Genomic DNA, 12,577 nt, shown 5'->3' with positions numbered 1-12,577 from the left:
TTATTACCGGCCTTCTAATCCCCAACAATACATCAATTTTACGGCCAAACCCACAAAAAGATTTTCAAAAATCAGATTAAAATTTACAAAATTCGGAATTCCCTGCATTTTTCGGCGATACACCCCGGCAAGCAACCAAACGCTCACATGACAGAATGTAATCGTTCCCCTCCTCTTCCGTCACTTTGTCAGCGAATCACAATCTGACAATCGTCCAGACTTTCAATGATGGCCAACGATTCTATTCTAATCCCCCGTTCTCTCAACACATTGCCTCCATCCTGAAAAGCCTTCTCTATGATAAAACCCATACCCGCCAATTCTGCTCCGGCCTGGCGGATCAAGTCGATGCACCCACACGCCGCATTGCCGTTTGCCAGAAAATCATCGATAAAGAGCACCCGGTCTCCCGGTTTCAGAAAATCACGGCTGATACATACCGTATACTCCCGGTCCTTTGTAAACGAACGAACGACAGTCGAAAGTATATGTTCCATAGTCTTCGGCTGTTTCTTCTTGGCAAACACCACCGGTAATTCCAGCAAATAGCCCACCATAATTGCCGGAGCAATCCCGCTGGCCTCTATTGTCATTACCTTATTGAAATCCGTTCCGGCAAAACGCCTGACAAACTCGACGGCTACCGATTTCATTAGAATCGGATCCATCTGGTGATTGATAAAACTATCGACCTTCAATATCCCTCCCGGAAAACATTTCCCGTCCTGGAGTATTCTTTTTTTCAGTAATTCCATATTTTAAATATTTCAACGTATTTTATCCGGCCGGCAGCAAAAACACCGCCTTCCTGCCCGTAAATATTCAGTCCTTTATTCCTCCCCGAAAACAAAATTGTACTCTTCAAACTTCGCCTTGAAAAGTTCTTCTTGCCCCTTCGCTTTCATCCCACTATAAACCCCGTCGATCATACGTCCCGTCTCTCCCTGAAACTGTGAATTACTTTCAACATACAAACGATGAGCCGGCAACAGGTAGTCGAGAATATGTTCATAATCCTGTTGCGCATAATACACCCTCGCCGCACCACAGTATCCCTCCGGATTTTCCGGATACAGATGTATATAAAGCTGATAGGATTTCAATGCCGGTTCATATTCCTTCATCGCTTCCAAAAGAATGCCTTTATTGAGTAAAGCGACGCGACCTTCCGGAAAAAGTTTCAAAGAATTGTCGTAACACGCCAAGGCTTTCCGGTATTTCTCTGATTTCCGGTAAACTACCGCCAGATTATCCCAGGCTTTCACAAATTTATCATCCGCTTTCAACGCCTGACGATACTCGGTAATTGCTTTGGCATAATCTTTTTCCATCGAATAAACCACCCCCTGATTGAAGTGTACATTTGCTTCTTTAACCGAAGAAGGAGCATAAAACCGGTCCGTCCTTTCCTGCAATATCAAAGACTTAAACAAAGGGCAATTTTGCACCAAACGGTTTTGTAATTGCTCAATTGTTTTTCTGATGTTTTCTACCCGATTCATCTTCACTCTATCCTCCTCACCCGCCTTTTCCATCGTCACCGCCATTCCCTGCGCCAAACAAACTTTATAATTTATCGAATCTCCGGAAGACAAAGCCAGTGAATCCAAACATTTACAAGCCGCTTCAGCCATCCTGTCGATTAAATCCTGTGCAAAAAGCCCCGGACCTAAAAAAAGAAAAAAGCACCCTATCCAATATCTTTTCATAAATTTCCGATCTGAGATTAATTCTTTTATTTCTGACTTCGCTACCACACGAAAAAAGGTAGCACTTTTACAATCTTAATCACAACGGGCTCAATCCAATACGACAAGTCCTATTTCAGTTCAAACCTCACCACCACCGTATATTTCAACGGTATTTTTTCAAAATCTAAAACAGGCGTACTGTCAACCGAGCCCACACCTCTGACACGCACATTGGCTACTGCATTCTGACGGGGATAATAGCCACCTTCATTTTCACTGATATACAATGCACGCCCGATCTCCTGCCCGACTGCCCCGGCAAAATCTTCGGCTTTCTCCTTCGCTATTTTAACGGCATCTGTCTTTACTTTCCGACGAAACTTTGCTATCTGTGAATGATCCACCCGTAAAATTGAAATATTTGAAATTCCTACCGCTTCCAGATCTGTCAATAAACGACCGATCTTATCTGCTCCATGCATACAAAGCTGGTATTCTTTTTCCGTTTGTATAGCCGTACGCTTCAGCAGATAGTATTTAAAATCACTGGACAAATCCCGGATTGCCAAATCCTTATGCACATCTATCCCCAGATTTTTCAAAATATTTACCATTTCTTTCTCCTGTTCCTCCACACTTTTTTTCCCTTTATCCTTCTCACTGATTACAATACGCAGGTAAATTTCATCCGGTACGATTTCCAGCTCTGCTGTCCCGGTCACTTCTACATAATTCTGGTCGATAAAATTTTTTTCCCCCGTTTGAGCCATACCTCCCCAGCCCCATAAAATCAGGCAACACAATACATATAACACTTTCATAATCGCTATAATTTAAATGATCTGCAAGCAAGATATAAAAAATCCGCCGATTATACAAACCTTACAGATCTCCTTCCGAAACCGGCAAAACTTGTATAATCGACGGATCGTTATACCCGGACTATTCTCCGGTATATACGACATCCGTCCAACTATCCGTCCGGAACGGACAAGCGGGGAAACCCTCTTTATTTTCCAGATTCGTAAGCGGGTAAGTCAGAAAAGCATAACGCACAGCCACAGGTTTCTTCACTGCAGGTGCCGATAATACGACTCGGTCCCCGACAATTTCAGCCTTCGCTTTATAAAAGCGTTTATCGGTCCCCGCCAGGTAAAAATGCGCAGGCATTTGCCCGTCATTTGTACGTAAACCCGTACCCAAAGACCCTTTTTTAAAACACACCTCCACTTGTTTCCCTTTATATTGTACCCTGCTATACATCGGACCTTCACATACCACCGTTTTGTATCCGTACACCCGTCGCATAGCCAATGCCGCCATTCTTTCTCCCACCGGACGCTTATTTACCGGATGAATAGATTCTGTTTCCCCGATATCCATCGTTACCACCATTCCGCTATGGGGCAATAAACGCATTGTCTTCTCCTGAACTTCCCGGAACACAGCGTAATGTCCGCCGTAAAAATCATTCTTTTTCCAGCTATAAGGCGTCATCTGTACAAAATAAAAAGGCAAATCACCCTGCCCGAAAACTTTTCTCCAACCTTTCACCATTTCGGCACACAAAAGTGCATAGCAATTCCCGTCATTACAATTATTTTCACCCTGATACCAGCCGAAACCCCGTATCGAAAGATGACGAAAAGGATAGATCATACCGTTATACAATCTATAAGGCACATTCCCCTCCTTTACCTGCTCCGGAGCCGAAAGCCAGGGATCGAGATATTTCGTTTTCAAAACCGGCACATTTTCCAACACCTCCCGTGACGTAAAAGCCTGACAGGACATCGCTCCCCGGGAGGAAACCACCAATCCCACCGGAACATTCAACGTTTCGAACAATTTACGGCCCATAGAAAAAGCAACGGCACTGAACTTCCGGACGGTTACAGGAGTACATTCCTGCCAGGTCCCTCCCACCCGGTCCGTGGGCAAATCCGAAGGATTCAAAACCGTTGTAAACAGGCGGATATACGGATAATCGGCGGAAGCGATTTCCTGCTCATGATTCAATATACCTTTATGCCAGGGCAAAAAAGGTTCCATCGTCATATTCATATTCGATTGTCCCGAAAAAAACCACACCTCCCCTATTACAAGATTTTCGAGCACGACAGTCGTATCCGTCGCAACCACTTCCAAACGATAAGAAGTAAAATCCCCGGACTTCACGTCCGGTACTTTGATCCGGCACTCCCAGTTCCCGTCCTCATCAGCTTCTACTCTCAACACTTCCGGAGTCCACCCGGCCTGTACCGTCAGTTTCTCACCCGCACGTGCAGTCCCCCATACACAAAACGGTTTTCCCTGTTGTATCACCATATTACTTTGTAATACGGAAGACAACTCAAAACCGGCAACCGGATGACAAAAGCAACATAACAACCAAAAAACAATATATTTTCTCATAACTTTCATTTTAAACAACCGCTTCCCAATAAACAGACAGTCCCGCGAACTGTACTATCAATGATCGGTACATTCGCGGGATCCATCTATCTAACAGATTAATTCAACTCTATATCTACCTACACAAACGACACATGCCCTCACTCCCGCTAACACAAACAGTTTGTGCATCTTAATCCGAAATCATAAATCCGAAAATTTACAATCGTAATTTACCATTCCGGATTCTGGTCGAGCAAAGAATTACTTTCGCGCTCAAGCTGCGGCACAGGTAACAGGTAATGTTTTTCCTCTATTGCAGCAGCGATAGACGGATTCTGGGCTTCCATTGCTTCTTTCAGTTTATGAGTACGCAATAAATCGAATCTCCGCTGACCTTCAAAGGCAAATTCCAAACGCCGCTCATACAAAACAGAATCCAAAAATTCTTCCGGTGATAAACCGGTTTTCAGGTCAATATCGGAAGGTGTATCTATCGGTTTGCCGAAAGCACGTCTTCTGACCTTATTCACACACTCATAAGCCTCCGAACTCCCAGGTGTCAGAGCATGCAACGCTTCAGCCCGCATCAGGTAAATATCCGAATACCTCAGGATTGGATAATTGTTTCCACTGTTCTCTACTGTTGCTTCTTTTGAAAAATCCAGATACTTATTGCAATAATAGGGATAAAGAATAGAACTGGCCATATTGGGATATTCCTCACGGGTATACAACCTTACATTTACATCCCGGCGTAAATCACCCGGTTTATAAGCATCATAATGATTTTTAGTAACCGGATTATCCCCATATCCCGACCAACCGTTAATTTTCACAAAAGGAGGCCGGAAATAGCCGTTATAGGAACTTCCCGGATTACCGGTACCGGCTTTATACTGTATTTCGAAAATAGATTCCTGTCCGTTCTTTTTCGTCAGATCAAAATTATCGGCGTAATTATCCCATAACTGATACCCCATACCCATCACTTCTTCGGTTTTGATCACTACTTTATCATATTTTTTCATTGTCAGGTATACTTTAGCCAACAACCCTTTGGCCGCTCCCTTAGAAGCCCGTCCCAGATCAGCCGAAGCATACTCTCCTTTACGGGGCAGATTCAGTTCTGCAAACTCCAGATCCGAAATAATCTGTGAATACACACTATCCACACTGCTTCTCGCTACCTTCAAATCATTTAAAGAAGTCGTCTCTTTCAATACCAAGGGTACCTTACCATAAGTACGCACTAAATTAAAATACAACAAAGCTCTCAAAAAACGAGCTTCCGCTATAAACTGATTTTTCTTTTTCAAAGAAATCCTGTCCTCGCCCATAACCGAAATATTATCGATGGCATAATTACAGCGATTGATTACGGTATACTGAGTCCGCCAGAACTCATACACCAGTTTGGTCGCCGGACTGAAGGTAAACTTATCCAGATCGTTTTTATCCGCATTGGACGTATTCCGTCCGTTTCCCCATTCGGCATCATCCGTACCCTGCGAATTCATCACTTCTGAGTACTGATTGTAAATATAATGACTACCCAGTCCGGAATAAACCGAAATAACAGCCGAATTCGCATCTCCCTCACTTTTAAAGAAGTTATCGGGAGCCATTGAGCCTTCCGGGACCAAATCCAGATCCACACATCCGGACAATCCCAACAAAGCACCCACCATAAAAATCATATATTTTTTCATCGTTCCAATCTTTTAAAATCATCAATCAAAAATTCAGGTTTAAACCGAATAACACGGTTTTCACCGAAGGATAAGAACCGTAATCATATCCCATACCGACATTATCCTGTCCATAAAGACTGACTTCAGGATCGTATCCGCTGTAATTCGTAAAAGTGAAGAAATTCTGTAACGAAGCATATACCCTGGCCGAACGTATGAGTCGTGTTTTCTTCAGGATTTTCTCCGGAATAGTATATCCCAACTGGATATTCTGGATTCTCAGATAAGAACCGTCTTCGATCAGATAATCCCAGGAACGGCTGGTAGCCTTAGCCGTCAATGCCCTCGGAACAGGGGTATTCTGATGCTCCGGAGTCCAGCGATTCAACACATTCCGGCTTTGATTCCAGGTACCCTGCATATCTTCCAGACGGGCTTTATTGGCATTGTATATATCATTACCGTAAGAGAAAACAATAAACACATTCAAATCAAAATTCTTATACGAGAATGTATTCGTAAAACCGCCGTAGAAATCCGGTTGTGCACAACCGATAATTTTCCGGTCATAATCGTCGATTTTGTTATCCGGTTTTCCATCCGAACCACTGAAATCTTTAAAACGGATGTCTCCCGGTTTTGCTTTCGGCTGAGCCGAATTCTTGATATCATCTGTCGTGCTGAAAGTTCCGTCTCCTACAAAACCGTAGAAAATACCAATCGGTTCTCCTACTTTTAACAAACGCGATACATCCATTCCCTGACTCTTATTCCCTCCCGCCGGTACGATAGATTCCTCTCCACCCAGACTCAACACCTTATTCCGGTTGAATGTAATATTAAAACTGGAATTCCAGGAAAAATCACCTACAAAGGGATCTCCGCTTAAACTCAACTCAAGTCCTTTGTTTTCCACCGATCCGACATTTTTCAAAGCCGAATCGAAACCCGAAGTTGCCGGAATCTTCACATTCAACAACAAATCAGTGGTTTTCTTATAATAAAAATCAGCGGTCAGATTCAAACGGTTGTTAAAGAAACCAAAATCGATACCCAGGTCTGTCTGCCGGGTAGTTTCCCACTTCAAATCGGGATTAGCAACCTGCGAAGGTCCGTATCCCATGTATTTCGTATCTCCGAATACGGCTGCCATCTTATCCAGCAAAGCAATGGAAGGATAAGTTCCGATACCGTCCTGGTTGCCGATCCAACCGTGACTCAACCTGATCTTCAGGTTACTGAACACATTCAGGTCTTTGATAAAACCTTCCTCGGAAGCACGCCAGGCAACGGCTGCCGACGGGAAATAGCCCCAACGGTTATTGGCACCGAAACGAGAGGAACCGTCAGCACGAAAAGAAGCCGTCAACATGTATTTTCCGTTATACGAATAATTGATTCGTGCCAGATAAGACATCAAACTCCATTCGGATACCCCGGTTGAAGGGGTCTTAGCTACTGTCCCCGATCCCAGGTCATTCATCTGCAAATTGTCGTTCAAAAATCCCTGTGCACCTGCTTTCATCATTTCCCAACGGCTTCCCTGCTGTGTAAAACCGACCAACGCATTGACGGCATGTGGTCCGAAATCCCGGATATAAGTCAATGTATTCTCATTTACCCAGGTATACGTCTTGTCATTGCTGGCATTCCCGTCACCGTTCACAACTTCTCCTGCATTGATCGTCATCGACGTATAAGAACGGTTGTCCGAATGTATCAAATCCAGGCCGATCGTCGACTTAAAAGTCAGTCCCTTAATAATCTCCCACTCTCCGAAAGCATTTCCCAAAACACGAAGTTGTTTATTCTTATCTACCTTATCATTCACGACAGCCATCGGATTCGTAAAAATTTCCCCGAGACGGTTCTGCTTCGTATATTTACCTTCCGCATCTTTTACCGGAATATTGGGAGGAGCCACCAACATCATTTCCAAAGCGCTAACCCCGGCTTTATTCGTCGTAACATGAGCCAAAGACAGATTCGTCCCGAATTTCAATCCATGACATACGATACGTTCCAGATTTCCCCGAAAAGTCATACGCTCCAACTCAGTTGCTTTGATAATACCATCCTGCGTCTGATAATTGAAAGAAGTCAAAAACTTCGTTTTCTCATCACCGCCCGATATCGACAACTGGTAATTCTGTGTCAATGCATTGTCATTTCGAACCAGCTTCTGCCAATCCGTCGTCTCCGGAATCACATTGGGGTCATATATTGCCTGTCCGCCTCCGTTTACCGAAGCTTCATTCGCCAACTGTTCGAATTCCGCCGCATTCAGTAACTTATATTTTTTGCGGATATTCTGAAATCCGGCATACATATCGAAAGATACTGACGTACGTCCTGCCTTTCCTTTTTTAGTCGTTATCAGAATAACCCCGTTCGCTCCACGGGCTCCGTAGATCGCTGTAGAAGAAGCATCCTTCAACACCTCTATCGATTCGATATCCGAAGTCGCAATCGTATTCAGCGGACTCAACGTCGTCTGGCTACTTCCTGCCTGTGCATAAACAGGTACCCCGTCGATTACATACAAAGGCTCATTACCACCCGAAATCGAATTTCCTCCCCGGATACGAACCGTAGCTCCGGCTCCCGGCATTCCCGAATTCTGTACCATAAATACTCCGGAAGCACGCCCCTGTATCATCTGATCTACCGATTTTACCGGCAAACCTTTCACACTCTCGGCAGATACCGAAGATACGGCTCCCGTCAAATCTCTCTTCCGTACAACACCGTATCCGATAACCACTACTTCTTCCAGGTTTTCTGTTTCTTCTTCCATCACAACATTCACCAAACTCCGGTTATTTACCCCTACTTCCTGTTTCTTCATTCCTACAAATGAAAACTGCAATACGGCATTCCCGGAAACTCTTATCGAATACTTTCCGTTAACATCCGTAGTTACCCCATTCAATGTTCCTTTTTCCAAAACAGACACCCCGATCAGAGTTTCTCCCTGCTTCGTCGTCACCGTTCCGGTTACCCATCCGTCCTGCGCATAGCCGTAAGATGAAAAACCGAACATTCCCAAAACCAGCAAACATACCATCAACGAAAAATTTCCCGGACGGAAACGTTTTCCTGGTTTGAATGAATCAAATAAGTCAATCATGTGTTTCATAGTTAAAATCTGTTACATTTAAAGAAATCTCGTTGATACAAATGTATCAGTCCCTTTGTTGAATACTTTCACTTTTTTTGTTGCTTTATTATACTTTTTTGAAAATTTCAGCCTCATTTTTTAACATTTCTCATAAAATCCCGATACAATACGACATACATATCCCTATAAATCTGGAAAATAAGCATTAAAACGAACCCACATTCCGTTTACTTCTCTTTCTTCCAATCTACAATCTGATGATACAAAAGCAAGGCTTGCTTCAATTTCAGATAAGACAAACGCTGGACACTCTTATTATTTTCTATGGCCAGAACAGCGGCAACGGCAGCCGACTGACCGAGTACCATATATACGGGCTCCATACGAATCGAACCGTAGGCGGCATGGCTGGCCGAAAGACATACCGGTACCAGCAAATTGGTACATTCATTTTCCTTCGGGCAGATCGAACGATAACTGACCGGATATATATTTTCCTTGTCCCAAAAAGTACCTTCGTCGTGCAATGCCCCTTCTTCATCCACATAACGGCTCACTACATGCGAATCAAACCAATAAGTCGCCAGCCCCACCGATTCGGGAGCCACCTTTTTCCCTGTAACCTCCGCTTCCGTCATAACGTAATCGCTTTGCATCCGCCGGGCTTCCCTGACATAAATCTGATGCGGAAAATTCCCGTTGTTCCGGAACTCGTCTTTCGCCAGTCCCCACAAACGCATCTGCCCCCGTATATCGTCGGGCAAACGGCGGTCATTGGCCAAAAACCACAACAAACCGAGTACATAATCCCGGTGCATCCCGGCAAGCGAATCCCGTATCTCATAGTTTCCTTCCGGCCAAAGATAATTTGCCCCCACAAAGTCAGCATGATTCACATCCGTTTTATCATTAGGCAACGGAGTCAAAGTTAAAATATGATTCAACGTAACACCGGGATTTCCTTTCACCCAACGGTAAATATGCTCGAACCACAAAGGATCGTAATTCTCCGGGCGCTCAATCGGACGCTGATTATCCGGATCACGAGACAAACAAAAACGATAACAATAAGCCTGCACCCGATGATCGCCTTCCCCTTTTACACCAGGTACACGGGCCTCGACAAAAGGCAACAGGCCGGAAGCGGAATTTCCCTCCACCACATAAGGGTCTATCTTTACGTTACTCTTATGGGCAAATTTTCCCGGCAATATCCCGTTCATCGTCTCTCCGTACAAAGCATTCGCTTCCCGTCCCACCGTATACGAAACTCCGGCCAAAGCCATCAAATCCCCTTCATACGTCGCATCGATATACATATGACCTTCATATACACGGCCATTCTCCATTCTTATCCGTACAATCCGGTTTCCCTTTTTCTCTACCCCCACCTGCAAATCCAACCGCTCTCCGAACACAACCTCTACACCAGCCTCCAACAACATATCCTGAAATATCTTTTCCGCCACATGAGGTTCGAACATCCACTGCATCCGCAAACTATCGTTTTTTCCCCTCCAAAAATACTTTCCCAATTGTCTGCTGTAGTATTCCCAGCCTTCCGGATTCGTCCAAACCTCACTTCGGGAATAATAATCATATACCCGTTGATAAAATTCCCGGGACAATCCGCCGATCGCCTCCCGTTGATTAATATCCGTAGCCCCCAAACCGGAAGCCGTCAGTCCACCGACATGCCCGTCCTGACTGATCAACAAAACCCGCTTGCCCATCCGGGCTGTTTGTACCGCCGCCGTAACACCTCCGCTGCTGGCCCCATATACAACCACGTCATATCCGGCTGCCTCCAGACGCAGGCAGCCGAACAGAATCAAAACAATAATTCCCAAGTCATTCCATTTCATCGTATTCTGTTTTAAGTATTTATTTTCATCCGTTATTCCATTCACAAATCACATGCTTCCTCCTTCTGATAAAGATCATCTACACCACGCTCCCTGATCGCATATCGGGATTTCAGACAAAGCTATTTCGTTTCCCATTTTAAAATCTGCCCCTGCTGCTTCAAGCTATCCGCTAACAAGGCATAAGGTAATTCCTGGACAGCTTCTTTCCGTTCCAAAGCCAGTACTCCCGCTATCGCTGCCGATTGCCCTAAAACCATATAGACAGGCTCCATACGAATGGACCCGTAAGCCGCATGTGAAGCCGAAAGACATACCGGAACCAATAAATTTTCACATTCTTTCCGCCGGGGTATAATACTACCGTATGCCACCGGATATACCGTCTGCTTCTTCCAAAAACCGCCCTCATCCCGTAACGCTCCTTTCTCATCTACAAACCGGGATACGATATGCGAATCGAACCAGTATGTAGCCAATCCGACAGCCTCAGGCGCCTCCCTCACGCCGGTCACCTCATGCTCCGTCATGACATATTCCCCGATCATCCGCCGTGCCTCACGTACATACACCTGGTAAGGAAAATTCCCGTTATCCCGATACTCATCCTTTGCCAATCCCCAACGAGACATTTCCTTCCGGATATTTACCGGCACCCGCTCGTCATGAGACAAACACCAAATCAACCCTAACGTAAAAGAACGATGCAAAGCCTTCATCTCTTCCCGCTCTTCATAAGACCCTTCCGGCCAGCCGTAATTCGCTCCGACAAAATCCGCATGATTCACATCTGATTTACCGTTCGGCATCGGAGTTATCGTCAGTATATTTTTCAATGTCCAGTCCAGATTTCCTTGCAAGAGACGGATAATGTATTCATACCATTCGGGACGATAATCCTCCGGACGGGTGATCTCTTTCCGGTTTGCAGCAACATCCGTCAAAGTAAAACGGAAACAATAAGCTTGCAGCCGTTTATCACCTTCCCCTGCTTTTCCGGGCTGACCGACCTCCACATAAGGCAACACCCCCGAAGAAGTATCCCCTTCTATCCGGTAAGGATCGATTTTCACCCGGCTCTTTTTCACATGACCGTTCGGCAATATTCCGTTCACCGATTCTCCGTACACGGTATTCGCCTCCCGGCCGACAATATAGGAAACACCTGCACCTGCCATTAAATCCCCTTCATAGGAAGCATCAATAAACATACCTCCGTTACAACGGGTCCCGTCTGTCAATACAATCGTACCAATACGGCCCCCTTTCTTTATCACTCCCTTTGCCCGGTCCAGTTTCCCGTATATAACCTGTACTCCGGCTTCCAGCAGCATTTCCCGGAAAACCGATTGTGCCACATGCGGTTCAAACACCCATTGCATCTGTGCATCCGTATTCCTTCCCGTAAACACCCGTTTCCGGATAGCATCGAAATAGGTCTCACGCCCCATCACTGTCCAGACACCGGGATTTTGATAATACTGATACACACGCCGGTAAAATTCCCGGCTGATCCCACCGACAGCCCTGTACTCGTTAATATCCGTAGCTCCCAGACCGGAAGCCGTCAAACCTCCCAGACAAGCATCCGAAGCGACCAGCAGAGCTTTTTTCCCCATCCGGGCAACCTGTACGGCAGCGACAACCGCCGAGGACGAATTTCCATACACCACAATATCGGCGGAATATACACGCTCCTTAGCACCGGCAACCATTTCCAGACATAACAACAAAATCAAATACAAACTTCTCTTTCTCATAGTTATTTTATTTCTCTTTCCACAAATATTCCCCTCAACCGGTCTAACTCCC

8 protein-coding genes are annotated in these 12,577 nt (G+C 45.1%); all 8 read right to left on the bottom strand.

What is annotated here, in order from left to right; translation table 11 throughout:
- Positions 1 to 188: 188 nt before the first annotated feature.
- The 8 genes from xpt to BN8908_RS02995 all read right to left on the bottom strand — a co-directional run bounded on the left by xpt (position 189) and on the right by BN8908_RS02995 (position 12,525).
- Entirely contained in the window at positions 189 to 755 is a 567-nt protein-coding gene (gene xpt, locus BN8908_RS03030; protein WP_021987324.1) for a xanthine phosphoribosyltransferase, read from the bottom strand.
- 75 nt (positions 756 to 830) lie between these two features.
- Entirely contained in the window at positions 831 to 1,709 is an 879-nt protein-coding gene (locus tag BN8908_RS03025; protein ID WP_021987325.1) for a tetratricopeptide repeat protein, read from the bottom strand.
- A 110-nt stretch (positions 1,710 to 1,819) separates the two neighbouring features.
- A complete protein-coding gene (locus BN8908_RS03020) occupies positions 1,820 to 2,512 on the bottom strand; it encodes an SIMPL domain-containing protein (RefSeq protein WP_021987326.1) in 693 nt (230 codons plus the stop codon).
- A 121-nt stretch (positions 2,513 to 2,633) separates the two neighbouring features.
- Complete coding sequence (locus tag BN8908_RS03015) at positions 2,634 to 4,106, bottom strand: sialate O-acetylesterase (protein WP_161945852.1); 1,473 nt, start codon at positions 4,104 to 4,106, stop codon at positions 2,634 to 2,636.
- Between the two features lie 212 nt (positions 4,107 to 4,318).
- Positions 4,319 to 5,797, bottom strand: a complete 1,479-nt coding sequence (locus tag BN8908_RS03010) for a RagB/SusD family nutrient uptake outer membrane protein (RefSeq protein WP_068688987.1) — start codon at positions 5,795 to 5,797, stop codon at positions 4,319 to 4,321.
- 25 nt (positions 5,798 to 5,822) lie between these two features.
- Entirely contained in the window at positions 5,823 to 8,909 is a 3,087-nt protein-coding gene (locus tag BN8908_RS03005) for a SusC/RagA family TonB-linked outer membrane protein (protein WP_222860026.1), read from the bottom strand.
- A 218-nt stretch (positions 8,910 to 9,127) separates the two neighbouring features.
- Positions 9,128 to 10,765 carry an FAD-dependent oxidoreductase gene (locus BN8908_RS03000; protein WP_021987330.1) on the bottom strand — a complete coding sequence of 546 codons (1,638 nt, stop codon included), beginning with the start codon at positions 10,763 to 10,765 and terminating at the stop codon, positions 9,128 to 9,130.
- Positions 10,766 to 10,887: 122 nt separating this feature from the next.
- Entirely contained in the window at positions 10,888 to 12,525 is a 1,638-nt protein-coding gene (locus tag BN8908_RS02995; protein ID WP_021987331.1) for an FAD-dependent oxidoreductase, read from the bottom strand.
- Positions 12,526 to 12,577: the final 52 nt, after the last annotated feature.

The organism is Culturomica massiliensis (assembly GCF_900091655.1).
GTDB lineage: Bacteria > Bacteroidota > Bacteroidia > Bacteroidales > Marinifilaceae > Culturomica > Culturomica massiliensis.
This window is presented reverse-complemented; position numbering and strand designations above follow the sequence as displayed.

Coding starts and splice junctions, on each gene's coding strand:
- xpt (WP_021987324.1), bottom strand. CDS start 755: ATGGAATTACTGAAAAAAAGAATACTCCAGGACGGGAAATGTTTTCCG.
- BN8908_RS03025 (WP_021987325.1), bottom strand. CDS start 1,709: ATGAAAAGATATTGGATAGGGTGCTTTTTTCTTTTTTTAGGTCCGGGG.
- BN8908_RS03020 (WP_021987326.1), bottom strand. CDS start 2,512: ATGAAAGTGTTATATGTATTGTGTTGCCTGATTTTATGGGGCTGGGGA.
- BN8908_RS03015 (WP_161945852.1), bottom strand. CDS start 4,106: ATGAGAAAATATATTGTTTTTTGGTTGTTATGTTGCTTTTGTCATCCG.
- BN8908_RS03010 (WP_068688987.1), bottom strand. CDS start 5,797: ATGAAAAAATATATGATTTTTATGGTGGGTGCTTTGTTGGGATTGTCC.
- BN8908_RS03005 (WP_222860026.1), bottom strand. CDS start 8,909: ATGATTGACTTATTTGATTCATTCAAACCAGGAAAACGTTTCCGTCCG.
- BN8908_RS03000 (WP_021987330.1), bottom strand. CDS start 10,765: ATGAAATGGAATGACTTGGGAATTATTGTTTTGATTCTGTTCGGCTGC.
- BN8908_RS02995 (WP_021987331.1), bottom strand. CDS start 12,525: ATGAGAAAGAGAAGTTTGTATTTGATTTTGTTGTTATGTCTGGAAATG.